Raw genomic sequence first — 25,384 nt, forward strand, 5'->3', positions numbered from 1 at the left:
TGCATCCTCTACCGACGGCTAACCCGGTCACCGACCTTGCATTTAGCTGCCGAAAAAGATGCTGCAGTAGCTGATGGGACCCGTACAGTTGTCACCCGACGTGCTGCCGCCGCCACGATGCCAAAAGCCTCCTGCCTTTTTCTGCGACCCTGCCTGGTCCTTTCCAGTCAGGCTACCGCCGTAGCCCGATTCCGAAGCATTGCTCTGCTGCGACTGAACGGGAGGACTGCTTTCCTGAGCCTGTGACAATGCGGGGACGGCGAGGGCCGTTGCGATGACTAAGGTGCGAACAAACAATTTCATCATGCTCTCCAAGGACGACCTGCCGCAGAAGCGTGTCCACGGCGCTAAAGAAAACGAACAAACGGGGAAGGCGGCGCGCGTCGTCGTCGCCGCTTCAATGACGCACATCCCTTTGCGCATACGACGACTCCCATCCGCCGCCGAGTACCTTGCACAAGGTGATGAGGTTGGCGGCAGCGTCGGCCTTGCTTTGCTCCAGATTGCTCTGGGCGTCGAGCAACTGCCTCTGCACATTGAGCACGTCGAGAAAATCGACGGCGCCGGCCTTGTACCGCTGACGCGCGATAGAAAGCGCCCGCAGATTCAAACTCACGACTTCTTCCAGTCGATTGTGCCGCCGCTGTTCAGCGTCATAGACGATCAGCGCATCATCCACCTCGCGCCAGGCCTGAAGCACGGTATGTTTGTAGACGATTGCCGCCTCCTGCTGTTGGGCCTCGCGCAACTGCAGCGTTCCCTTGAGACGTCCGCCTTCGAAAATCGGAAGCGTGATCGACGGCCCGACGACAAACTGACCCGACGCCCAATCAGCGAGATTCGACAGCTGAAGACTCTGGAATCCGGCGCTGCCGTTCAGCGAGATGCGCGGATAAAAGTCGGCTTTTGCCATACCAATAGCTGCCGTCGCCGCGTGCAACTGCGCCTCGGCCTTTCTGATGTCGGGCCTGCGCTGCACCAGCTCGGACGGAAATCCAATCGGCACCTGATTGGGAAGCCCTGGAACGTCACCTGTCTCGACGAGCATCTGTCGCAGCGCACCGGGCTGCAAGGCCAGCAACACGCCGATCGCGTTGATCGTCGTTTCGCTGCGCGATTCGAGCGTCGGAATCAGACTTTCGATCGTCGCGACTTGTGCGGACGCGTTTGCCACGTCGAGATCGGTCGTCACGCCTTCACGTACGCGCGTTTGCGTGAGCTTCGTGGCGTCGCGTGCAATCTCGAGATTCTGATGAGCGATCTGAAGCAGAGCCTGCGTGTCGCGCAGTTGAATGTAGTCGCGCGCGAGTTCGGCACGCGCGGACAACAACACCGCGTTTCGCTCTTCGTACGAGGCATCCGTCAATGCAGATGCGGCTTCCACGCTACGTCGAACCCGACCCCAGATGTCGACTTCCCATGACGCGTCAAACCCGAACTGATACAGGTTGTAAGCCGGCGAACCCTTGCTGCCCGGCAACGGCGCGACGCCAAGGGGCGCGCTCCCCGAAGCCGATTGTGTCTGGGTTTCCGTCGGCGAGACGCCAAGCAACGAAAGAATGCCGTTCTCGCTACCGCGCTCGCGGTTGTACGAAGCGGCGCCCGTGAGTGTCGGATATTCCGCGGCGCCTGCAACGCGCTGCTCGGCCCGGCTTTGCCGCAGACGGGCAGAGGCCGCCGCTACGTCGAGGTTTGCATCGGCCAGTTTCTGTTCGAGTGCGTTCAGCGTGGGATCGTTGAACAGCAGCCACCAATCCGGATTGAATTCGGATTCGGCCGCCTTGCTCGGCGCCTGCGCGGTCTGGGTACGATTGAAGACGTCGGGTGTGGCCGACGTCGGACGTTCGAAGTTGGGGCCCACCAGACAGCCGCTAAGTGCAAAGCAAAGCAAACCTGCCAACGCGGGCGTACGAATGGAAAACTCGCGCGCGTTCATTTGTTATCCGCTCCCACGATCTTCGCGTCGCCATGCTTGCTAACCGCGACTTCCGCCTCGACAGAAAGTCCCACGCTCAATGCGGATGCCGCCTGCTGGCCCGGATCGATCGTGATCTTGACGGGCACGCGCTGCACGACCTTCGTGAAGTTGCCCGTCGCGTTGTCGGGCGCAATGGGCGCGAAGCTCACGCCGGTAGCAGGAGCCAGACTGTCGATATGCCCTTGAATGACAACACCCGGAAAGCTGTCGACCTTGATACGCACACGCTCGCCAGGCCGCATGTTGGTGATCTGGTTTTCCTGGAAGTTCGCGACCACATAGGCATCCGAAAGCGGCACGATCGCGAGCAGCGGCGCGCCGGGTGTGACGAACGCGCCGACCCGCACCGAACGTCTGCCCACCTTGCCGTCGACGGGCGCATGAATCTCCGTGTAAGACAGGTTGAGTTTGGCCTGCTCCAGCACGGCCTCAGCGTGTGCCAACGCACCGGTGGCCTTGTCGCGCTGGGTGCGCAGCACGTCGAGATTCTGTTCGGTCGCAGCGAGCGCAGCACGATCATGCGCCTGTTGCGCGAGTTGCTCGGCGAGCGCGCTCTTGGCGTGTTGATGCTCCTGCATCGTGCCCGCGCCGGACTCCGACAGGTTCTGGTAGCGTGCTGCATTTGCGCGTGCGAAATCGATCGACGCTTCGTCGGAACGCAGCGTGGCGCGCGCCTGATCGACGAGTGAAGGTTGACGCGCGATCTCGGCCTCGTAGTTCGCGACGGACGCCTTTGCGGCCGCGACATCGGCCTGCGCAGTCAGCAACGCAGCCTGGAAATCGCGATCATCGATACGCACCATCAATTGCCCAGCTTTCAACTGCTGGTTGTCCTCGACGAGCACCTCTGAAATCTGTCCGGCAATACGCGGCGCGACGAGCGTGAAATCCGCGACGACGTAGGCGTCGTTGGTGGATTCGTAGTCCGGATTGGCAAGCAGCTTCGTGCAACCCCAGGCAACGACGCCCAGCACGACGACGACCGCGGCGATGCGAACCACTTTGGGGGGAAATCGGGTGAGGAATGACATATGAATCAATGGTTAGCGATTGGACGGCGGTGTCGTGCACCACGGCGGATAGATGCGCACCGGCAGCACGGGTATGAGAAGCAGAACGGCAACGGCGATCACCGCCATCACGCGATAGAGGTCGGCGGAAGTGAGCACCACGGCCTGCTCGTGAATCCGGTGCGCGAGTTCGCCGAGACCATGAGCGGCGTCGACGCTCTGACTGGCGATCAATGCGTTATTGCCCAGATGGTCGACCAGCATGCTCGAATGAAAATGTTCACGGGCCGTGCCCACGCCTTCGATCAGCGCCGTTGCCGCCACGCCGGTGAATGCCTTGAGCGAGTTGAACATGGCCGAAGCGAAAGGGCCTTCCGTCGGAGGCAAGCCCGTTGTCACACCCATCAGAATGGCGACGATCACCATAGGCTGCGCCACGATCTGCAACGACTGGAGCCAGTAAAAGTTCTCGCGAACCCACTCGGAAGTCATGAAGCTCCCAAGGAAGCACGTGGTGGCGACCAGCGACAGTCCCAACGCCATGATCCACCGCGAATCGATCCGGGGCATGTTTAGCAGGGCGGCCGTCAGAGGAAGCGTAATCAGCAGCGGAATGGCAACCAGCAACGCCAGCGGTGCCGTTTGAAGCGGCCTGTACGTGTGCACCATCGCAAGGAACTGGGCGGGAATCACAGCGACACCGACCAGCAACATCACGGCGCCCACGAGCGTCGACAGACCATGCGAGAAGTTTCTGCGGTACAGCAACTGCAGCTTGAAGAACGGAACCGGCTGATACCACTCGTTGACGAGAAACGCGATGAAAAGAAGCGTTCCTCCGGACAGCATCACGCAGATAAACGTCGAATTCAGCCAGTCGAGTCGATCGCCCTGTAACAGGCCCATGACGAGCATGGCAACACCCGGACCGCCCGTGATCAATCCGACCCAGTTGAACGACCGGAACCTTTCGAGCTTGACAGCATCTTGCGGCAGGCCGTACTGGATCGCCACACAGCTCAACAGTCCGAACGGCACGGTCTGCCAGAACGCCATCTTCCAGCTGACATACTCCGTCCACAACGCGGCGAGCGGCGTGCCAATCGTAGGCCCAAAGGTTGCTGTGAGCGCGTATCCCGCAAGCCCATACAGCTTGATTCTGGGCGGCAGATAGCGCAACGCCACGATGATCAGCATGGGCGGCAGACAGCCCCCAGCGACGCCCTGCAGCACACGCAGCACGTAAAACGTGGACAGGTTCGGCGAGAACGGACAAAGGAAGGCAAACAACATCGAGGCCACCACCGCACCTATCGTGAACCGCTTCAAGGTGAAGGTGATGCCGAACCACGGTGCAAAGATCATCGTGGACACGTTGGCGGCTTCGAACAGAACGGTCAGCCAGCTCCCGTCGTCATGTCCGATGGAGAGCGCGCCACGCACGTCGGTCATGGCAAGTGCAGTGACCTGTTCGTTGACGATTGCCAGCAGCGACGCGAGCAGCATTCCACTCAGACCAATGGCCAGGCGCAGCGACATCTCCGCTTGCGCGGGTGCCTGAGGCGCGGGCGTCGGCGCTTGCGCTGCAGGCAACGGGGCAGGAGACGGTGCAACAACCGGGCCGGCCGTTTCAGTCGTCAATGGGTTGACACTCGTCATAGGGGTGCGCTCGGCAAATAGTCCTCAACAACGCATCGCATCTGGGATGGACCTTCAGACGATGGACGCTGACGGAGACCTCAGGTGTTCCAGGAGACGACCTTTGCAATGACCTCTTGACCATTTACGTGGTTAATTCACCCGGAATTGCCGCGGTGAATTCACCGCGCGATGACGTGACTAATTCTAGGAGTTGAGTAGGGTTTCTTAAAGTCGTCGCATGTAACGTTTTAGGCCATTCGATTTTGAAATCTGGCCATGCGCATTCTGTAAGGATTTTTTGACGATCAGATGGAAATTGACTTTTTCCATACGGTCAATTTGCGGCATTTGTCATAGGGTTGGTCGCAAACCACCGCTGTCCAGCCACGATGACGCTCTCAGGGTTGAGGTCACTGCATTTGCAGTAATCCGTCAAATAGACTCTGCGCAAACCAATCCGAATCTGAAACACATAGTTGTTTTACGTGCATCGACGGAAATGTAGGCGCCGGATAGAATCAAATCAAGTCGAATGAATTCGACAGCCTGCAATTGATTAACCGTTATTGATTGGTGAGCGAAAATGAAATTCTCAGTTAAAGAAGCAATTCAGTCTGACGATATCTCCAGAATCCAGCGTGCGATGAAGAGCGTCGACGCGGATGCGCAAGTGGACGTCAATGTCGGTGCAAATACGGTGAGCGTGGATTCCTGGCTGATGCCCGAAGAATTTTTCGTTGCTTTCCAGGACGAAGACTACAACGTGGCCATTCTCGAAGCATAGCCGCCGACGTGGCCGGTGCGGTTTGCAACCGGCCATAGCAATCACGCGTCGTTACTGCGGGTTGGCTTGAGCAACACGACGAAACCCGCTATCACGATGACGACGGCCGCCGCCGCATACCGGGCTATCTCTTCATGACCGGAGAGCAGTCCCTTGAATGCAAGCGGGCCGCCTACTGCGATAAACACGCCGATCTTCAACAACGTAGATCTGAGTTTCAGCCGAAACATGCCCGCTCCCAATGTTAGGCGAATGGGTCGATTGTGGGAGATGAGCCCGGTTTCTTGAAGCGCGCACGCACTACGTTATGGGCCATTCAGTGCTCGAATTGCGCCAGGCCGAGCGTGACGCAGAGAATCGCACATACAATTGTGTGGAGAACTGAAGTCGGGAATTACGATGGACAAATTTCGAGAGATGGAGGTGTTCGTCGCCATCGTTGATCGAGGCAGCTTTACCGGCGCGTCAGAGAAGCTCGGCATGTCGGCTCCCACGGTTTCGAGGGCGCTGAATTCGCTGGAAACACGCGTCGGCGCGCAGCTGATTGCGCGGACGACCCGCTCGATCCGTCCCACAGACGCGGGAATGTTCTACCTCGAAGCATGCCGCAGAGTACTCGATACCATCGCTGACGCGGAATCGAATATCGCCGCTGAGCAAAGCAAGCCTGTGGGCACGTTGACTGTCTCCGCACCGGTCTTGTTTGGCCAGCGGTTCATCGCTCCGCTCATCAACGCCTACGCAAATATCTATCCGGACGTCAGCGTGAATGTCGTCTATGTCGACCGTACGACGCGGCTGATCGAGGAAGGGGTGGATATCGCGATTCGCATCGGTCATCTTGGCGATTCTTCAGTGTTCGCCGTGCCATTGGGCGCCGTGAGCCGCCGAACCTATGCAGCGCCGGCGTATCTCGACGCGCTCGGAGAGCCCGTTCATCCCAGGCAACTGAGTGACCACCACTGCGTGTCCTTTACGGGAGTGACGCATCCGCTCGAATGGCTGTTCTACGAAAACGGTTTGAGGTTGCCCGTTCGGGTTCGTCCGCGAATGGTCGTCGATCTGGCGCCCGCGGCTGTCATGGCGGCCGTCGACCGCGTGGGGATAACGCAACTGCTCTCTTACCAGGCAGCGCCCGAAGTGCTTAGTGGAAGTCTGCAACGAATCCTGGCAGCGTTTGAGCCGGAGTCGATCCCCGTGAATCTGCTGCACGTCGAGCGAAAAGGCACGAGCATGAAGATTCGCTCTTTCGTCGAATTCGTGACCGAAACGTTACGCAGAAACGTGCACCTTCAATTCGTCGATGCGCCGAAGACAATGAGAGTTGGCAGTGCGATCGCAGATCTCGCTGAACCGTAAAGCGTAGTTCATCCCGTGCGAGAGGATTCAAAGTGCGCAATGCACTGAATCAACTGCGAGACGAAGTTCCCGATACGCGGAAACCAGCGCATCCAGACTGAACGCGCGGTTCAAGCCGCTGGGATTGGGCAATACCCAGACGCGTGCGCCGCCAAATGTGACCGACTGAAGCCCCCAATCGACGTCGCGTTTGCCGATCAATTCGGAAACCGCCATCTTGCCAAGGAAGGCAACATAGCGCGGCGCGTACAGTGTGACCTTTCGCTCGAATTCAGGCGCGGCCACCTTGATTTCAGATCGGGACAACTGCTCCGCCCGCGCCGTCGGGCGCGATACTGCCGTCGTCAAGCCGCACGCGTATTGCAGCAGTGAACGGTCGTCTTCGGGGCGTAGCTGTTCGCGCGTAAAACCCGCCAGGTGAAGAACTCGCCAGAACCGGTTTCCACGGCCCTCGAAGTGGTGACCTGTCGATGCCGCGCTTAGCCCCGGATTGATCCCGCAAAATACCACCGATAAGCCTGTATCGAGAAGATCCGGAAGACCTTGAAGCGAGTCAGGGTGAGCCATGGAGATTGCGGGCCTTTCAATGACAATTCGTTAGACCGCACGTGCGAGACACGTGTCGGGTAAGACACGCAGGAGTGTGACGTAGCCCGCGAGCCTGAAGAAGCAGCAGAAGTACCGGTTTGAAGTCGAACATGACCTGATTCACGCCGTTCATTCGGCGATCGCGTCAAGCTCCAGCGAGTGTTCGTCCACTTCGCCACGAAAGCGCTGCCGATACTGTTTCGGCGTCACATTGAGCCGTCGGGCGAACGTTGTACGCATATGCGTGGCGCTGTGGAAGCCGCATTTGAACGCAACGGTCTTGAGCGGCGCATCCGTTTCTTCGAGCAGTTTTCTCGCCGTATCCACACGGACCTGTTCGACAAATGCCGACGGCGTCACCTTTGCATATTTGGCGAACAGGCGCGAGAAGGTGCGTCGACTGACGGAGACAGCGCTTGCGAGTTGCTCGATCGAGAGCACGTCCGTAATGTGGTCCATCACGTAACGCTGCACCTTGCCGATGATGGGATCATCATCCTTGCGCACGCCGACGTAAGGGCTGTATTGCGACTGCCCACCTTCACGCTGGATATAAACGACCAGCCGTTTCGCGACGCGCACGGCCAGCTCATGCCCCCAGTCTTCGGCCACCAGTGACAGGCACAGATCAATGCCCGCGGTAACGCCCGCTGACGTGAACAGGCGGCCGTCGCGAATGAAAATCCTGTCGGGCTGCACGCACGTTTGAGGAAAGTCGTCGGCGAGGCGGCCGGCATCGGCCCAATGGGTCGTCACTTCGCGGCTATCGAGCAGCCCTGCATGTGCGAGCAGGAACGCGCCGTTGCAAACCGACCCATACCGGGTCGCGCCGTTCGCCTGACGCCTCAACCAGTCGAGAAACTGGACCGGCGGACGAAAGTCGGGCAACTGCGGTCCCCCCGCTATCAACAGCAGGTCACATTGTGTGTCGAAATCCGCATAGCCGAAGGGCACGGCGAGTTGCATCCCATTGGATGCCGTTACCATGCCTGCTTCGAATCCTACGAAAGAGACCTGATATCGCTGATGCTCAGGCAGAAACGTGTTGGCTTCGGCGAACACGTCCAGTGGGCCTGCGACGTCCAGGGCTTGCACACCATCAAATATGACAACGGCGACTTTCATTTCGTGACCTTCATTGACTGTAAGCACGCCCACGGCTAACCGTGTTGGACGCTCCACTACAACGCATCACGCAATGCCATGAAGCCTGGTAACGTGCAGTCGATTAGCTTATCGTAAGAATTCACCGTCACTGTGTCGTGATTAGAAAATCTCAAATGTATTTTTTCCGGAATGCCAGGTTTGCAGCTTGGTTTGCTATTTTTGTCAGTAACTGCAGAATCAGCTTTCCTTAGTTTCCCGCTGTCGTTCGCTTGAATAGTGCACCAGAAAGCTGGCGAAGGCGATGGCCGAAAACGGTCTCAGTTTGGCCCGTGAATGCGCCTGTTGAGCAATCGCTCGCGCGCAATGCTTGTCACAATGAAAGCGAAACCCCCTCGCAATTCTTCCGGTTGCACATCACAAAAGTGCTGGATGGGTTGGCTATGCACGGAGAACCCGTCAGGTCGATCGTCCGCAAGCTGGTGCTGAACATACGCTGTTCTCGAGTTGGAAGGGAGATTGGCCTTTGAATTGGGCCGCTGAAACGATCAGCGCCCGTTCCATTCGAGACAACCATGACCCGAAACCCAAACGTCGCTTCACAAGTATTCCAGAAAGCAGAAAACGCCGGCGAGCCGATGTCGGGCGCCGACATCATCCTGCGCGTGCTCAGCGAACAGGGCGTCGATACCGTGTTCGGATACAGCGGCGGCGCGATCCTGCCGACGTACGACGCTGTCTTTCGCTTCAACGAACTGCACGAGAAAAATCCCGAGCGTCAGATCAAGCTCGTTGTTCCTGCCAATGAACAGGCGGCAGGGTTCATGGCTGCGGGTTACGCGCGTGCAAGCGGAAAGGTCGGCGTATTCATGGTCACGTCCGGTCCAGGGGCGACGAACGCCGTGACGCCGATCGCCGACTGCAACGGCGACTCGGTTCCCGTTGTCCTTATCTGCGGACAGGTGCCGCGTGCCGTGATCGGCACCGATGCCTTTCAGGAAGCGCCCGTATTCAACATCATGTCGGCGTGTGCGAAGCAGGTCTTTCTGGTTACCGATCCGACGAAACTGGAGCAGACGCTGCGGACAGCATTTGAAATTGCGCGCACCGGTCGTCCTGGTCCCGTTGTCGTCGATGTGCCCAAGGACATCCAGAACTGGGTGGGGACGTACCAGGGGCATGGGACACTGCAGTTTCGAGGCTACTCCGACCGTCTTCGAATGGTGGCAAAAGGCGCTGATCTCGGCGAAGACAAGCGCGCTGAATTCTTTGAGCTACTCGCGCAGAGCAAGCGGCCGTTGTTGTATGTCGGCGGCGGCGTGATCGCAGCGGGCGCGACGGCAGAATTGCGCCAGTTTTCCGAACGCTACAAAGTCCCCATTGTGACGACGCTGATGGGACTCGGCGCGATACCGGTGAAGCACGAGTTGTCGCTGGGCATGTTGGGCATGCACGGCGCGGCTTGCGCGAATTACGCGGTCGAAGATTGCGATTTTCTGATTGCGGTCGGCGCCCGGTTCGATGATCGGGTCGCGGGTGGCCGGCCCGAAGCATTTGCGCCCCGCGCACGGTACGTCGCGCATATCGACATCGACGAGGCGGAGATCGGCAAAGTCAAGCGGGCGCACTGGACTCATGTCGGCGATGCGAAGGACGCGCTTCTGTCGCTGATGGGTTACGGTCGTGATGTGCAAGCGCCCTCTGAGTGGCTCGAACACGTGCGGGACCTCAAGCGGGCCTACGGCATGAACTACGACAGGCATAGTCCGACGATTCAGCCGCAGTACGTCATCGAGCGGCTCAGCCAAATCACGGGCGGGCGCGCAATCATCAGCACAGGTGTTGGCCAGCATCAGATGTGGGCTGCGCAGTTCTTCGACTTCGTCGAGCCGCGAAACTTCCTCACGTCTGGGAGCATGGGGACGATGGGTTTCGGCCTGCCCGCCGCGATCGGCGCTCAATTCGCGCAACCGGATGCCCTCGTGATCGACATCGACGGCGACGGCAGTATCCGGATGAATGTGGGCGAACTCGAGACGGCCAGCACGTACGGTGTGCCAGTCAAAGTCCTGCTGCTCAACAATCTCGGCGATGGAATGATCCGGCAGTGGCAGCATCTGTATTACGAAGGCCGCTTATGCGTCAGCGACAAGACGCTTCACCGCAAGGACTTCGTGATGGCGGCACAGGCCGATGGGTTTGGTTTTGCCTGTCGCGTCGATGCGATCAGCGAACTTGACGCGAAACTCAAGGCTTTCATCGATTTCGACGGACCTGCTTTCCTCGAGGTCATGATCGACCAGAACGCCGATGTCTATCCGATGGTCGGGCCGGGCCAGAGCTACTCGAATATGATCACCGGGCCGTTTATCCCTTCGCGGAATCGTCAGAAAGCGGGTGGGGAAGGTGCCGGGCGTCAGCAGGTTGCGGATATGTTCTAGCAGCGTGCTTGTGACGTTGCTATGCGGGTCGTGTTTCGGCACGGCCCGCAATCCTCGCTACCACTGAAAGGACAGGTTCGTGGGTTCGGTGTCGTCGTGGGCCTGTGAACGTTCGACGCGACTCAAATCGTAGCCGAGCATAAAGAGGGCGCCCTCGACGCGTCTGAAACCCTCGGGTCCGGAGCACCACATTGCACCAGATCTGCTGACGGCAGCGGAGAGAATCCAGTTCGCCTGGATATTCACGCGCGCCCATTCCCGCGATCCTGCCGGTCCGCCGGAAAGACGGGCAAACTTGTATGGCCCGCACGATGCATCGCGTCTATTTCTTTCTCCCTGGCCAGGCGCCCATCGAAATGCGAGGCTTTCCGGAACGGCATCAACCCGATGTTCGGCTTCCCTGCTTTCGAGGTATCTCCTGACGAGATAACAGAGCGCAGCGCCGACCCGGCTGTCGTAAATCACATGTGCGGGTAAAGCGAAAGAATAGTATTTGGTCCAACCGGAGTTCATCTTGGACCATTGCGTCGATGGATCCGGGTTGCGGTTAAAAACAGAAAGATCTGGAGCATCGGACAACAACGCCTCGCGGCCATTGCGCAGCACCTGGATAAGCGATGGGCCCTGGCTCATTGCCCAGGACACGTTGCTTTCATTCGCGCGTGTCCCACGTCCGAACCCCCATTCCATGACCTTCCTGCAGGCAGCACGTGTCAGCTCAAGCGCGAACTCGCTGTCTTCTTCGACGATCGCGGACTGTACGCAGGAACGTACTTCATCGACCTCTTTTTTGTTTTCGTCGTAGAAGCGGTGGTTCCACCAGTAAAAGCGGAATAGCTGTTCAAGCGTCTCTGCCTCGACGACATAGAGGGAACCGGCCGTCTCTCTCTCGACCTTTCCGGGACATTGCATCTCGTAGTGACGGGGCAGCCTGTTTTTCGGAAACGCCGCAGAGAAATTGATCCGGGTGTGACCGGACAGGACTCTCGATAAATAGGCTATGAAACCGTCGACATGTTCGTTGTTCAGATACTCATTCCGGTGTTGCATACATGCGGTTAGTGGAAGTTGATGGAATATCGCGCGGCATCGCTAATTAGGTCACGAATCGACGTTGAGGTTGAACTTTTTCTGTTGTCGATTCAGGCCAGATTGCTTCGAAATCGAGCCTCGCGCGAGCGTGAGAACGCGCTTTCGAAACTTGTCCTGCGGTCGGTGAACAATGGCCAAAGATCATCGCGCGGAAACCTTACTATTGAAAACAGCGGGCGTTGGGAAGACCCTGATTGCCTCGTTGAACATCAGGATTGGAATGTAATGAGTTTACTTGACAGCATCGATTCGCCATCAAGACTGCGGGGTCTTGGAGAGAGCAAACTCCAGCGTGTTGCGGACGAGATTCGCGAGTTTCTGCTTGAAAGCGTATCGACGACGGGCGGTCACTTCGCGTCGAGTCTCGGCGTGGTCGAGCTGACTGTTGCACTTCACTATGCATTCGATACACCAAACGATCGTCTGGTGTGGGACGTCGGTCACCAGAGCTATCCGCACAAGATTTTGACCGGCCGCAAAGCGGGAATGGCAAGCGTGCGCAAAGTGGGCGGAATGGCCGGCTTTCCCACGCGCGAGGAATCCCCCTACGATGCGTTCGGCGTGGGACACGCGGGGACTTCGATATCAGCGGCTGTCGGCATGGCTTTGGCACTGCGCAATCGTGGCGCGCGCGCCGTGGCAATCATCGGGGATGGTGCGCTATCGGCGGGTATGGCGTACGAGGCGCTCAATCACGCAGGTTCCTGCAAGGAATTGCCGCTGACGATCATCCTGAACGACAACGGAATGTCGATTTCACCCGCCGTCGGTAGTCTGAACGATCATCTTCAGTCGCTGACCGGGAAATGGCGCGATGACGAATCTTCGCTATTCGAAGCGCTCGGTCTCGACTACGTCGGACCCATCGACGGACATGACATTCCGACACTGCTTGCCGTACTGCGAGACGCAAAGACTCGCACCCGTCCGCATGTCATCCATGTCGTGACCCAGAAGGGACGCGGTTATGAACGCGCGGAACTCGATCCCGTCGCATACCACGGCCCAGGTCCTTTCGATCTGGTCGATGGATTGATTTCCTCCGCAGGCGGCAAGCGCACTTATAGCCAGGTATTCGGCCAGTGGCTTTGCGATTCGGCGGCGAAGGATGATCGAATCATCGGTATCACGCCCGCAATGCGCGAAGGCTCCTGTCTGGTCGAATTCGAGCAACGATATCCCGATCGCTACATCGACGTGGGTATCGCTGAACAGCACGCGGTGACTGTTGCCGCCGGCCTTGCGACAGAAGGGATGCGGCCAGTCGTCGCCATCTATTCGACGTTCCTTCAGCGCGGCTACGACCAGCTGATTCACGATGTCGCGTTGCAAGAACTGCCCGTTTTGTTTGCTGTCGATCGCGCCGGTATAGCGGGAGGCGACGGCGCAACTCACCTTGGTGCGTTCGATATCGCGGCGCTGCGTTGCATTCCCAACATGGTCGTGATGACACCGTCCGATGAGAGAGAGTGCTATCTGATGCTGAACACGGCGCTCGCCTATCCGGGTCCGTGCGCCGTCCGTTATCCCCGTGCGAAGACAGGCTCCGACGTTATCGGACGCACGAACGAGATTCTTCCCTTTGGAAAGGGGATCATTCGCCGCTCAGCGGGTGAACATGGTGATCAACGCGTGGCGTTCCTTGCATTTGGGCCGCTGCTGTCGGTCGCAATGGAAGCGGCGCAGGAAATCGACGCGACGGTGGTGGACATGCGTTTCGCCAAGCCACTGGATGAGGACTTGTTGCTGACGGTCGCAAGATCGCACGACGTGATCGTGACGATCGAAGAAGGCACGGTGACGGGCGGCGCGGGTGCCGCATGTGCCGAACATATCGCGGCTGAAGGGCTGGCGGTGCCTGTATTGCGTGTTGGACTTCCAGATGAATTCATTCGGCACGGCGACCGCTCCAGACTGCTTGAACTGAATGGCCTGGACGCTGCAGGGGTACTCGAGACGGTGCGGGTATTCACTGGTCGCCACTTTGACCTCTTTGACGCCGTCTGAGGCATCGCACAGGATATGTCAGCAATGAGCACGACCAGAACTACGATTGACTTCGATGCAGCCATCCGGGCGTTGGCGCATCCATTCCGTCGAAAAGTACTGCAGTGGCTGGCCGATCCGGACGCGTACTTTACGGAAGCTGAGTATTGCGCGCTTCGAGCTGTGTCAGCGGGCATGCTGCACGCTCGAAGCGGCCTGTCGCAGTCGACGGTGTCAGGCCATCTGTCCCAGCTCGAGCGGGCCGGCTTGATCAAAACGCAAAAGGTTGGACAGTGGGTGTTCTTCTCGCGTAATGAGAACGCGATCCGTGAATTGGCCGAATGGCTTTGTGCGGATATTGCGCGGATCAGCGAGCAGGTCTAGATCAGCAAGTTTCGGCCACATGCAACATCTCGTTTCCTCAATACAAAAGTCCTGACCAGAAACGGAACGAAGATGTCTCAGAACCACTGCGTCCGTGTCTTCGCCGAAGCACTGTAGACGATACAGTGAGCAGCCACTTTTGCTGACCCTCAAAAGCATGATTCCGGTTTCCCGCTGGTGCTTCTGAGCACTGCTTTTCGGGCAGAAAAAGTTGGCGTGGACCAGGAAAAAGCAACGATCGACTGCGAGCCGGATGTCAAAGGCGACAGCTGTCGACGCACACAAAAAGGAATTGAAGATCATGAGACGTTATCTCGAAGTCCGAATGGGACTGTCCGTCGTGGCAATGACAGTAACTGCACCTGTCTTTGCGCAAAGCAGCGTGACGCTCTACGGCATCATCGACACGGGCTTCGGTTATCAATCAAGTCAGACAACGTTGGGCTCGACCTCGGGTGGTCACTCGGCCGTCAAGATAATCAACGGCGTATGGGCCGGCAGCCGGTTCGGCCTGAAAGGCACGGAAGATCTGGGTGGCGGTACGAAAGCAGTGTTCCAGTTGGAGGAGGGCTTTAACAGTGCAACTGGGGCGCAGTCCGTCAACGGTTTGATGTTCAACCGGCAGGCGTTTGTCGGCGTGACCAACGAGCGGTACGGCGCGCTGACGGCAGGTCGCCAATACGCGTCGTATTACCAGTTGCTCGCACCCTACAGCCCGGTAACATGGCTTTCGGGCTTCTACGGCGCACACCCGGGCGACCTCGATGGGCTGGACACGATCTATCGTACGAATAACACGATCGAGTACATGTCGCCCAGTTGGTATGGTCTCAAGGTTAGCGCTTCATATTCGTTGGCGGGCGTGCCAGGCAGCGTGAATCAGGGTTCGACGTGGGCAGCCGGACTCCAGTACACGCGAGGCGCATTCGGTGTAGCGGCGGCGTTTTCGCGCATCAACAATTCGACACGCGGTGGCGGCGCGTTCGGTGCCGATTCGGCGACGTCGAATGCCGGGGCACAGACGGGTGTGTCGGCCGTCACCAATGGCTACCAGACAGCGCAGGCGCAACAGCGCTTCGCGGTGGGCGCAGGCTACACGATCAACAGTCAGTTCGACGTGACGGCGACGTATACGAACGTCCAATACATCCCGGGCGCGGGCTCGGCGTTCCGCGACCAGGCGACCTTCAATACTGGCGGGATGGTTCTGCACTGGAAGGCGGCGCCCGTGTGGGACTTCGCTGCCGGTTACAGTTACACACGCGCTACGGAAGCGAACGGCATCAAGAGCAGCGCTCAATATCAACAGGTCACACTGTCCGAGTACTACTCCCTATCCAGAAGAACGGGCGTATATGCGTTGCAGGCGTATCAGCGTGCAAATGGTCAGACGTTGGGATCGAATGGCCACAGCATCATCAATGCGACTGCGACGATCGGCGATGGCTTTCAGTCGACGCCTTCCTCGTCGCGTAGTCTGTTCGCGGCTGGCGTAGGGATCATTCACCGGTTTTGACATCGTTTAGATAGATGCGCGCCGGGGCTTCTGAACAACGAAGCCTTGGCACGTCAAAGGCTCCGCTCCGATCGCAGCCTTCGCGCCGCACGCGACCCGTCCAATACACGAAATTCTGGCGTTATAGAGACGATGACCAGAAACGGGCGGTGAATGTCCCAAGACCGTCGTAGCTAAAGCGACGGTGCCTATTCACGCAACCTAAACTGTTCTTATCAGCGGTCAAGAGATTGCTGATCCTGGCAGGCACAGGAACCTGGTGGCAGGAGCCACGAGGTAATGCACAGTTGGACTCGGAACGGATGGCGCTAGATGCGTCCTCTTTTCGCAGTCGGATTTTGTCTTCGTGTACCTGTGAAAGCGTTGGCTCGGCCAAGGCAGCAACAGGTGCTGTCTGGCTCGGATTTGTGACAGATATCGGGTGTGAGCCCGACTGAGGACAGAATCACCATGATTACGCGGAATCGGAAAACCTCCTTCCTGTTTGGAGGCAATGCTCCTTACGTCGAAGAGCAATACGAAACTTATCTTGCGGACCCGACCACGGTGTCGGAGGATTGGCGCGGCTATTTCGACGCGTTGCAGGACGTGCCGGCTGTCGATGGATCGGATACAGGTGACGTCGCGCATGGACCCGTCGTGTCGCGTTTCATCGAACTGGCGAAGCAGACGCGCACGGCAGGGCGCTCGGAGAACGACGTACTGAGTTTCGCCCGCAAGCAGGTCGCCGTACAGGCATTGATTTCAGCCTATCGTATGGTTGGAACTCGCAATGCCCATCTGGATCCGCTGCGCTGGACCGCGCCCGTGCCAGTGCCTGAACTGAATTCGAGCTACTACGATCTGTCCCACGCGGACATGAACACGAAGTTCAGCATGTCGGGTGCTCACTTTTCGGACCAGGTCGAAACGCTGGGCGACCTGATGCAGGCGCTAAAAGAAACCTATTGCGGAACGCTGGGCGCCGAGTTCATGTATCTGGCTGATCCGGAACAGCGCAACTGGTGGTCCATGCGGCTCGAGTCGTCGCGTTCGAAAGCCGCACTCGATAACGGCGACAAGCTGCACATCCTCGAACGTCTGACTGCTGCCGAAGGGCTGGAAAAATATCTGCATGCCCGCTATGTCGGCCAAAAGCGTTTCTCGCTCGAGGGCGGAGAGTCGCTCATCGTCCTGCTGGACGAACTGGTGGCATACGGCGCGACGAAGGGCGTCAAGAGCTCGATTCTCGGCATGGCGCATCGCGGACGCCTGAACGTTCTCGTCAATATTGTCGGAAAGCCGCCGGCTGCGCTGTTCGACGAGTTCGAGGGAAAGACCGCGCATCTGCTTCCGGCCGGTGACGTGAAGTATCACAAGGGCTTTACCGGCTGGCTCCCAACGGCGACCGGGCCTGCCGAAGTGACGCTCGCGTTCAATCCGTCGCACCTTGAAGTCGTCAACCCGGTTGTGCAAGGCATTGCTCGCGCGCGTGCTGAAGTATTGGGGCAGGGCGCAAGTGCGGTCCTGCCGGTGGAGATCCACGGCGACGCCGCGGTTTCAGGTCAGGGCATCGTCATGGAGACGATGAACCTGTCGAACACGCGGGGCTACGGAACGGGCGGCACGATACATGTGGTGGTGAACAACCAGGTTGGCTTCACGACTTCCGACCCGAGAGACGTGCGGTCGTCGTTCTATTGCACCGACATTGCGAAGATGATCGAGGCACCCGTGCTACACGTGAACGGCGACGACCCCGAGGCCGTGATTGCCGCGACGCGTCTCGCCATCGACTTTCGCGCGACGTTCAACAAGAGTGTCGTGATCGAACTGGTTTGTTTCCGCCGCCACGGCCACCAGGAACAGGACACGCCCAACATCACGCAGCCGATGATGTATCGTTCCATTGCGGGTCACCCTGGCGTCCGTACGCTCTATGCGAGGAAACTGGTGGACCAGCAGCTTCTGACGGCGGAAGACGTGGAGAAGTATGTCCATGACTACCGTGAGCGTCTCGACACGGCCCAATCGGTCGAAGAGAAAAAGCCGGCCGCTCAAGAGAACGAAGAAGAGAACTGGCCACAACTGCTCGATGGAAACGTCAGCCGTATCTATTACGCGCCGCCCTTGCTGGACCTCGTTCAAAAGCTTGCACTGAAGATCACCAGCATTCCGGATCAGTATTCGCTGCATCCGCTCGTTGGAAGAGTGGTGTCTGCTCGCCGTGACATGGCGGAAGGCAAGCGTCCGCTCGACTGGGGTATGGCGGAGCATATGGCCTTCGCGTCACTCCTTTCCGCAGGTATCGACGTGCGCCTGAGCGGTCAGGACAGCGAACGCGGTACCTTCAGCCATCGACATGCGGTGTTGCACGATCAGAACCGGGCGAGTCGGGCAGAAGGCACTTATGTTCCGTTGGAGCACGTGTCGGATGACCAGGGGCGGTTTTCGGTCACCAACTCGGTGTTGTCCGAGGGTGCCGTTCTGGGCTTCGAGTATGGATACTCGGTGGTTCGACAAAATTCACTCGTGCTGTGGGAGGCGCAGTTCGGCGACTTCGCCAACGGGGCGCAGGTCGTGATCGACAACTTCTTGTCGGCGGGCGCTGCCAAGTGGGGACAACGTAGTGGCGTGACGATGTTGCTGCCGCATGGGCAGGAAGGCGAAGGCCCGGAGCACGCGTCTGCGCGCCTCGAGCGCTATCTGCAACTTTGTGCGCAGGACAATATGCGCGTCTGCCAGCCCACGACGCCGGCCCAGATTTTCCACCTGCTGCGGATGCAGGCGGTGCTGCACGATCGCGTTCCCCTCATTGTGATGACGCCGAAGTCGCTTCTGCGCCACCCGGAGGCTGTCAGCAGTCTCGATGATCTCGCCAAAGGACGATTCAACGAGATCCTCGCCGAATCGCCGACGAAGGAAGCGGCGTCCAAGGTCGACCGGGTCATCCTGTGTTCGGGCAAGGTCTATTACGAACTTCTCGAGCGTCGGCGTAAATCCGGAAAGGACAACATCGCTTTGATTCGCGTTGAGCAGTTGTATCCGTTCCCCGCGAAGCAGATCAGTTCGGAACTGGAGCGCTATCCGAATCTGAAGAGCGTGGTGTGGTGTCAGGAAGAGTCAAAGAACCAGGGTTCGTGGAATTTCGTCATGGAGCAGCTGCTGGAGATTGTGAAGGCACCTGCAACACTGCGTTATATCGGACCTGAGGCGACCGCATCGACCGCGCCGGGGTACAAGTCGATGCACCTCGCGCGTCAGGAGAAGTTCCTGCACGCAGCGATTGACGAATAAGACGGCGGAAAAGGCGAGTCGGACACGGTCACACCGATTCGCCTTGCCCGATAAGTGCACACGGCACTGCAGGTCAATTGTCGAAACATAGAAGGCGACACGCAAGCATACGATGGACAAGGTCTCCGCAATCAAGGCGTACGTGAAGGTGATCGAATCGAATAGCTTCACGGGGGCCGCCGAAGTACTGCATACGTCGACGGTCTATGTAACGCGTATGGTTCAGGCTCTGGAGTCGGATTTGGGCGTGAAGCTTCTGAACCGGACAACGCGGCGAAGCAAGCCGACTGATGCGGGCATTCGCTATTACGAACGTTGCGTGGCGCTTCTGCGAGACCTGGAGGAAATGGACGCCGACGCGCAGGCATCGAAGGGAAGCAATAGCGGAAAGGTCCGCGTGAGCATGCCCTCACTGGTGGCGAAGTCCGTCGTGATCCCGCAGCTGCCGGACTTCTTCGCCAATAATCCCGACATTCAACTCGACATCAGCATTGCCGATCAACACCCCGATCTGATTGAGGATGGGCTTGACTGCGCGGTGCGCGTGGGACCGGTGAGCGAACTGGGACTGATTGCCAAGACAGTGGGTATCTACAAGACGCTGACCTACGCATCGCCTGACTATATTCGGGCGCATGGCGAGCCCGTTACATTGAGTGACCTCAGCGACCACATCGGTGTCAGCTACGCGATGAAGTCAGGCCGTATCAGAGGTTGGGAGTTCATCGACGGGGACGAGGTCCGTACCATTCCACTGAAGAGCGCGATCCTCGTGAACGACGCCGATACCTACGTGGCGTGCGGGCTGGCGGGCCTCGGGCTGATACAGGGCGGCACCTTCATACTCGATGCCCACGTACGAGCTGGCAGGCTGAATATGGTGTTGCGAGACTATCCTTCGAATCCCCGGCCGGTTTCCGTTGTGTATATGCCTAACCGGACGAGGCCGAGGCGGGTCGACATTTTTATCGAATGGTTAATGGAGTTGTATTCGACGCAGTTGGCCAAGTGAGCGGAAAGGCGTCGGCGGGCGTTGCTCGATACGCACTCATTCTTTGCTAAGAGTCGATCCGCACAATAGTTTCTGTCAGCAACAGAATTCAAACGACGCGACAGGAGCGAATCGTGAATCGCAAGCACATTGCATCAATCGCAGTAGCGGCAACGGCACTGGCATTGTCGATCGGCACGGCAGAAGCCGCGCAGGGCTGCGGGCCGGGAGGTTGGCGTAACGTCTGGGGCCAATGCCGCTATTCGGCGCCCGTTATCGTGCAATCGCCCGTGGTCTACGCGGCACCGGCTGCACCCGTTTCGAACTATGCATGCCCGCCGGGATACTGGCTGGGGCCGTGGGGGCACTGCCGCGACACGCCGTATCACGGTCGGCTGCCTAATGGGATGTATCAGTGAGAGATGCCCTTGAGCCGCCGACGTCGTCGTTCCGCGAAAGCGAATACCGGCAACGTCTGGCCGGTTTGCGGACGGCGATCAGGGGTCATACGTCTGCACCGGCGTTCGGGCTTGTTTCGGAACTTTTTATTGACGTTCGTCACGCGCGGCAACACGTCGTCGCGTCGGCGTTGCAATACTGGATCGCGAAATGCCCGGTAGATCACAAATGCCACCCACAGCGCCAGCACGGCAAAGCTCCACCACCGCAGAAACATTCCCCATCCCCAAATGAGCGTCCCAAACGCCGAAAGCGTTAGCCCGCGCCTGCCAGCCAGGACATCGGTCAGAACTTTGCCAGCCTTGGATCCGGTGCCTTCCTTTGTGCGAGCTACAACCAGATTAGTCACGGTGTACGCAAAATAGTGGCGTGATGCCAGTAGCAGGCCGGTGATTGTTACTATCGATCCGGACCGTTCGAACAGACTCCAATGTGCTGAGGTTTGCGCAAGATACGCGCATATGACCGACGGAAAAACCGCTAGCACAATCAGTGCGATGCTGCGGACAATGTAGCCCCACGGCGTCTGTAAGGTTCCATTGTTTGGCGCGTTACTCCCAGCACGGTGGATAAGCTCTTTACTCAAAATGGACCCCTTCGAGTCGGTTCGCGCGTGTCAATTCCCATCGCGTCATGACACGCACACCGGATGCGGCGAAACGGCGCAATGTGCCAGTCATCAGCATGTATCTGATATGTCAGATAAGTAGGTAAGTAACATGCCACTTCTACAGTTGCGCTGTTTGCCGGTAGGCCGGCTCAAGGGCACAAGTCGATCTCCGGTTTGTAGCGGGTCTGCGCATTCTCTCAGCGCGAGCGAAGGGGGTCCAGACCGCTTCGGTTACAACACCTGTGACGCCGAAGAACATTTCGTGAAGCTAACAACGTGGCCACTTTTTTGGGCAACTTGCGTCGTTGCCCGTGGCTGGTGAGATGGGTTCGCGCGACTATCCGCGACTATCCATTTGGCAGCATTGAAGGACGATGCTTGATGGCGGACTGTATGCGTTCAGCGCCATCACCGTAAGCCATCAGTCAGACATACCCGCTGCGCCTACGGCAGCTTCGCGGCGTCATGGCTTGATGAGTGCAAGCGGCCCTGCCAACAGATAGTGTGCGCAACTCCGTAAAGGGGGTAGGCACACTATCTGTACAATGAACCGTCGGAGTTGGCACTGGACTTACTGTCCTGTGGCAACCTGTTCGCGTGTGCTGCGCCCGTTCGAGACCCACGCGACCGACAGTCCAGCTCCGAGCAGTGTCAGGCAGATTACGGGCACTAGCATCGGCGCACTGGCGTTACCCGCGAGCTTCCCGACGTAAGGCATCAGATTCTGCGCAAAGAAGCCGCCGAGATTGCCGATCGAATTGATCGCCGCAATGCTTGCGGCGGCGCGCGCACCCGTAAAGAAGCGCGGCGGAAGCGACCAGAAACACGGGTAAAGCAGCGGGATACATGCGCCTCCAAGAACGAGGGCTGCGAAGCGCAGCGGCAAACCAGGCAGGACGAGACTCAGCGCGAAGCCGATCACGCCGACACCGGCCACCATCGCCATCGCCTTGAGCACCACGTCTTCGCGCTTGAGTCTGGCCGGCAACCAGAGCAGAAGCAGCGCGGCAAGCAACCACGGAATCATGTTCAGCAAGCCATTGAGCGAGTGCGAGACACCGCCGCTCTTGAGCAGCGTCGGCATCCAGTAGGTCACGCCATAGAGCGAGGTCGACATCAGCATGTAGCCGCAAGCGAACATCAGCACGCGTTTGTCGATGAGAGCACGCCATGGGTGCTCGGATACAGCCTCGGTTGGTACTTCACGCCTGATTGCGGCGACGATGAGGTTTTTCTCTTCGCTCGACAGAAACGCCGCGCGCTCGACGGATTCCGGCAGGAAACGCAAGGCAATCAAGGCGACGACGATGGCGGGTGCGCCCGTTGCGACGAATACCCACTGCCAGCCCGCAAGGCCAAGACTGCCGTCGAACGACAGAAGCAGGCCGCCTGCGAGTGAGCCGAGCATGTTTGCCAGCGCGCTGCCAAGCGTGAAGAAGCCGAGCATGCGCGTGCGATGGCTCTGCGGGAACCACAGCGTCAGGTAAAAGATGACGCCAGGATAGAAGCCAGCCTCCGCCACGCCCAACGCAAAGCGAAAAACATAGAACAAGCCCATCGAATGCGTGAAGGCCATCGCGACCGTGACAGCGCCCCACGTCGCCATGATGCGTGCGAGCCACAAACGCGCGCCGAAGCGATGAAGCGCGAGCGTGCTCGGCACTTCGAACAGAAGATAGCCGATGAAGAAAAGTGACGCCCCCAATCCGTATGAGGCTTCGGACATTCCCAAGGCGCCGAGCATCTGCAACTTGGCGAAGCCCACGTTTTGCCTGTCGATGAAGGCAATCAGGAACATGACAATCAACAGCGGCATCAACCGCCACGCGATCTTCTTTACGACGATCTGCTCGTCTGTCAGGGTTTGGGCCACAACCAGTCTCCAGTTAAAAATTCATATATATGTTTAGTTGAATTTTGCATGTCAACAATGGGTATAAACCCGCTGTGTCAAGGGATTGCCGTGATATCAGGGTAATTCCCGATCGGTCAAAACGAGAAACTCATGCAAACATATATATGAATTTGACGGAGGAAAGCATGCACGCCGATGATCGACTGCCCCGCTACCAGCGCTTGCGCGACGAAATGGTCGCACTGGTCGCTGCCCGCCACTGGCGGCCCGGCGAAGCCATTCCGACCGAGCAGGCGCTCGCGAAAAGCTACGACGTCGCTGTCGGCACCGTTCGTAAAGCCGTCGATCTGCTGGTCGCAGAAGGCCTGCTGGAGCGGTTCCAGGGGCGCGGAACGTTTGTGCGCCGCGCGAGCTTCGACAGCTCTCTCTTCAGGTTCTTCAGATTCCAGACCCGTCAGGGCGAGCGGCGCATTCCTGAGAGCCGCATCCTGCGCCGCGAGGTCGTGGAGGCGCCGTCGGCGGTCGCAGCGACCTTGCAGATTCCGAATGGGGCCAAGGTCATTCAGATGTCGCGTCTTCGGTTGATCGATGGCGTGCCGATGCTCGCGGAAGAAATCTGGCTCCCGTTCGACCGCTTCGCCGCGTTTGCACAACTCGAACTGACGGAGATCGGCGATCTGCTCTATCCCGTGTATGAGGCGCAGTGCAATCAGGTCATCGCGTCGGCAACCGAAACGCTGACTGTCGAGGCGATCGGTCCGCTTCACGCGCGGCTCCTGCGCATCGAGCCGGGTACGCCCGCCGTCGTGATCGAACGGCTCGCTTATGGATATGACAGGCAGCCGCTGGAATGGCGGCGCTCGCGCGGGCCCGCAAGCGAGTTCATTTACCAGGCCGAGATCCGCTAGACATCGAAAGACCTGGCAATCCAGAACGATTCGATCCCCACGATGGGATACCCGACGCAGGAGACGGCAATGTTCAAGTGGTTCAAGGAGGTGTCCGGCAACGAGCGTCGGACATTCTGGGCGTGCTTCGGCGGATGGGCACTCGACTCGCTCGATGTGCAGATGTTCAGTCTCGTGATTCCAGCCATCATCGCGGAATGGTCGATCAGCCGGACGCAAGCCGGGATGGTCAGCGGTGTGACCCTGGTGGCTTCCGCGTTGGGCGGCTGGGTGGCCGGCATGCTCTCGGACCGGCTGGGCCGCGTGAAGACGCTGCAATGGACCGTCGCGTTCTTCTCCGTATTCACTTTTCTTTGCGCGTTCGCGCAGAACTATCCGCAGTTCCTGATTCTTAAGACGCTTCAGGGCTTTGGCTTCGGTGGCGAGTGGGCGGCGGGCGCGGTCCTGATGGCAGAAACGATTCGTGCCGAACATCGCGGCAAGGCGATGGGCAGCGTGCAGAGCGCATGGGCCGTCGGCTGGGGCGCCGCTGTGCTGCTCTACGCGTTGATGTTCTCGTGGCTGCCCGGCGAGACGGCATGGCGCGTGATGTTCGGGATTGGCCTTTTTCCCGCACTGCTGATCCTCTACGTTCGACGCGGCGTGCAGGAGCCCGTGCAGCCCGCGCGGGCGGCACGCGACGTTCGGGCACGCGACGATGATTCGACGTTCGGTGTGTTCTTTGGCATCTTCTCGCCGCAAATGCTGCGCATGACGCTAATCGGCGCATTGCTCGGGGTCGGCGCGCATGGTGGGTACTATGCATTGATGACGTGGCTCCCCACTTTTCTGAAAACGGAGCGCCACTTGTCGGTGTTGGGCACGGGCGCTTACCTTGCTGTCGTCATCGTCGCGTTCTTTTGCGGATGCATCGTAAGCGCGCATTTGCTCGACCGGATCGGCCGACGCAGAACTATCCTTACCTTCGCGATCTGCTGCGTGCTGACGGTTGTTGCGTATCTGTTTCTGCCGCTCAGCAATCTCGCCATGCTGTTCTTCGGCTTTCCGCTGGGGTTCTTCGCAGCGGGTATCCCGGCCAGCATGGGCGCGCTTTTCAACGAGCTTTATCCCCGTGGCATGCGGGGTACGGGTGTCGGCTTTTGCTATAACTTCGGCCGCGTGGTGTCGGCGGGCTTTCCTGTGCTCGTGGGCCATATGTCCGCCAATATGTCGCTTGGAACGGCGATTGGCATTGACGCCGGACTGGCTTACTCGATCGTGGTCCTGTCCGTGTTGATGCTGCCCGAGACGCGCGGCCGCGCACTCGGCGAAGCGGCATTCGAGGCCGGACCTACGGGAACGCTGACGCAGGCGCAACGGCACTGATGCACGGCTGTTCTGACGACAGCCGGGCAAGTTTTGT

Annotated in this window: 21 protein-coding genes; 11 read left to right on the plus strand and 10 right to left on the minus strand. The window is 58.8% G+C overall.

Features of this window, described 5'->3' with window-relative positions; genetic code table 11:
• Window positions 1-42 precede the first annotated feature (42 nt).
• From C2L64_RS33970 to C2L64_RS33985, 4 genes are read right to left on the minus strand one after another with little or no spacing between them, the layout of a single operon-like run.
• The gene (locus C2L64_RS33970; RefSeq protein ID WP_236674328.1) at window positions 43-423 is read right to left on the minus strand and encodes a hypothetical protein; all 381 of its coding nucleotides are present in this window, start codon (window positions 421-423) and stop codon (window positions 43-45) included.
• Window positions 398-1,936, minus strand: a complete 1,539-nt coding sequence (locus tag C2L64_RS33975; protein ID WP_007584299.1) for an efflux transporter outer membrane subunit — start codon at window positions 1,934-1,936, stop codon at window positions 398-400. The genes C2L64_RS33970 and C2L64_RS33975 overlap by 26 nt, the downstream gene beginning before the upstream one ends.
• Complete coding sequence (locus C2L64_RS33980; RefSeq protein WP_039900808.1) at window positions 1,933-3,009, minus strand: HlyD family secretion protein; 1,077 nt, start codon at window positions 3,007-3,009, stop codon at window positions 1,933-1,935. The genes C2L64_RS33975 and C2L64_RS33980 overlap by 4 nt, the downstream gene beginning before the upstream one ends.
• Before the next feature lie 12 nt (window positions 3,010-3,021).
• Window positions 3,022-4,647 (minus strand): MFS transporter, encoded by a 1,626-nt coding sequence (locus C2L64_RS33985; RefSeq protein ID WP_039900809.1) that lies wholly within the window; start codon window positions 4,645-4,647, stop codon window positions 3,022-3,024.
• Window positions 4,648-5,212: 565 nt separating this feature from the next.
• Here C2L64_RS33985 and C2L64_RS33990 point away from each other — a divergent pair.
• Complete coding sequence (locus C2L64_RS33990; RefSeq protein ID WP_007742081.1) at window positions 5,213-5,413, plus strand: hypothetical protein; 201 nt, start codon at window positions 5,213-5,215, stop codon at window positions 5,411-5,413.
• A 41-nt stretch (window positions 5,414-5,454) separates the two neighbouring features.
• Here the strand turns inward: C2L64_RS33990 and C2L64_RS33995 are convergent, their stop codons facing one another.
• Window positions 5,455-5,643, minus strand: a complete 189-nt coding sequence (locus tag C2L64_RS33995; protein ID WP_007584305.1) for a DUF2964 family protein — start codon at window positions 5,641-5,643, stop codon at window positions 5,455-5,457.
• 169 nt (window positions 5,644-5,812) lie between these two features.
• On the opposite strand from C2L64_RS33995, the gene C2L64_RS34000 reads away from it, so the two are divergent.
• Complete coding sequence (locus tag C2L64_RS34000) at window positions 5,813-6,772, plus strand: LysR family transcriptional regulator (protein WP_039900810.1); 960 nt, start codon at window positions 5,813-5,815, stop codon at window positions 6,770-6,772.
• A 27-nt stretch (window positions 6,773-6,799) separates the two neighbouring features.
• Here C2L64_RS34000 and mug read toward each other — a convergent pair whose 3' ends face one another.
• Both mug and C2L64_RS34010 read right to left on the minus strand, forming a co-directional pair.
• Window positions 6,800-7,339, minus strand: coding sequence for a G/U mismatch-specific DNA glycosylase (gene mug, locus C2L64_RS34005; protein WP_039900811.1), 540 nt, complete (start codon window positions 7,337-7,339; stop codon window positions 6,800-6,802).
• 150 nt (window positions 7,340-7,489) lie between these two features.
• A complete protein-coding gene (locus C2L64_RS34010) occupies window positions 7,490-8,485 on the minus strand; it encodes a GlxA family transcriptional regulator (RefSeq protein WP_039900812.1) in 996 nt (331 codons plus the stop codon).
• A gap of 554 nt (window positions 8,486-9,039) precedes the next feature.
• Between C2L64_RS34010 and ilvB the strand changes: the two genes are divergently transcribed.
• A complete protein-coding gene (ilvB, locus tag C2L64_RS34015; RefSeq protein ID WP_100216020.1) occupies window positions 9,040-10,905 on the plus strand; it encodes a biosynthetic-type acetolactate synthase large subunit in 1,866 nt (621 codons plus the stop codon).
• Between the two features lie 57 nt (window positions 10,906-10,962).
• Here ilvB and C2L64_RS34020 read toward each other — a convergent pair whose 3' ends face one another.
• A complete protein-coding gene (locus C2L64_RS34020; protein ID WP_007584315.1) occupies window positions 10,963-11,955 on the minus strand; it encodes a hypothetical protein in 993 nt (330 codons plus the stop codon).
• A gap of 267 nt (window positions 11,956-12,222) precedes the next feature.
• Between C2L64_RS34020 and dxs the strand changes: the two genes are divergently transcribed.
• From dxs to C2L64_RS34050, 6 genes are all read left to right on the plus strand, one after another.
• Complete coding sequence (gene dxs, locus C2L64_RS34025; protein ID WP_007584317.1) at window positions 12,223-14,004, plus strand: 1-deoxy-D-xylulose-5-phosphate synthase; 1,782 nt, start codon at window positions 12,223-12,225, stop codon at window positions 14,002-14,004.
• A gap of 24 nt (window positions 14,005-14,028) precedes the next feature.
• Entirely contained in the window at window positions 14,029-14,367 is a 339-nt protein-coding gene (locus tag C2L64_RS34030) for an ArsR/SmtB family transcription factor (protein ID WP_007584319.1), read from the plus strand.
• Between the two features lie 301 nt (window positions 14,368-14,668).
• Window positions 14,669-15,883 carry a porin gene (locus C2L64_RS34035; protein WP_051058214.1) on the plus strand — a complete coding sequence of 405 codons (1,215 nt, stop codon included), beginning with the start codon at window positions 14,669-14,671 and terminating at the stop codon, window positions 15,881-15,883.
• A 450-nt stretch (window positions 15,884-16,333) separates the two neighbouring features.
• Window positions 16,334-19,159 (plus strand): 2-oxoglutarate dehydrogenase E1 component, encoded by a 2,826-nt coding sequence (locus tag C2L64_RS34040; RefSeq protein ID WP_007584323.1) that lies wholly within the window; start codon window positions 16,334-16,336, stop codon window positions 19,157-19,159.
• 112 nt (window positions 19,160-19,271) lie between these two features.
• Window positions 19,272-20,171 (plus strand): LysR family transcriptional regulator, encoded by a 900-nt coding sequence (locus C2L64_RS34045; protein ID WP_007584326.1) that lies wholly within the window; start codon window positions 19,272-19,274, stop codon window positions 20,169-20,171.
• 113 nt (window positions 20,172-20,284) lie between these two features.
• Window positions 20,285-20,569 carry a GCG_CRPN prefix-to-repeats domain-containing protein gene (locus C2L64_RS34050; RefSeq protein ID WP_007584334.1) on the plus strand — a complete coding sequence of 95 codons (285 nt, stop codon included), beginning with the start codon at window positions 20,285-20,287 and terminating at the stop codon, window positions 20,567-20,569.
• Here C2L64_RS34050 and C2L64_RS54575 read toward each other — a convergent pair.
• Together C2L64_RS54575 and C2L64_RS34060 are read right to left on the minus strand one after the other, a co-directional pair.
• A complete protein-coding gene (locus tag C2L64_RS54575; protein ID WP_007584336.1) occupies window positions 20,563-20,826 on the minus strand; it encodes a hypothetical protein in 264 nt (87 codons plus the stop codon). The two genes, C2L64_RS34050 and C2L64_RS54575, sit on opposite strands and share 7 nt — an antisense overlap.
• 964 nt (window positions 20,827-21,790) lie before the next feature.
• Window positions 21,791-23,035, minus strand: coding sequence for an MFS transporter (locus tag C2L64_RS34060; RefSeq protein WP_090835145.1), 1,245 nt, complete (start codon window positions 23,033-23,035; stop codon window positions 21,791-21,793).
• 224 nt (window positions 23,036-23,259) lie between these two features.
• On the opposite strand from C2L64_RS34060, the gene C2L64_RS34065 reads away from it, so the two are divergent.
• Both C2L64_RS34065 and C2L64_RS34070 read left to right on the plus strand, forming a co-directional pair.
• Window positions 23,260-23,982, plus strand: a complete 723-nt coding sequence (locus C2L64_RS34065) for a GntR family transcriptional regulator (RefSeq protein ID WP_007584340.1) — start codon at window positions 23,260-23,262, stop codon at window positions 23,980-23,982.
• Window positions 23,983-24,051: 69 nt separating this feature from the next.
• Entirely contained in the window at window positions 24,052-25,347 is a 1,296-nt protein-coding gene (locus C2L64_RS34070) for an MFS transporter (RefSeq protein ID WP_007584342.1), read from the plus strand.
• Window positions 25,348-25,384: the final 37 nt, after the last annotated feature.

This window comes from Paraburkholderia hospita (genome assembly GCF_002902965.1).
Classification (GTDB): domain Bacteria; phylum Pseudomonadota; class Gammaproteobacteria; order Burkholderiales; family Burkholderiaceae; genus Paraburkholderia; species Paraburkholderia hospita.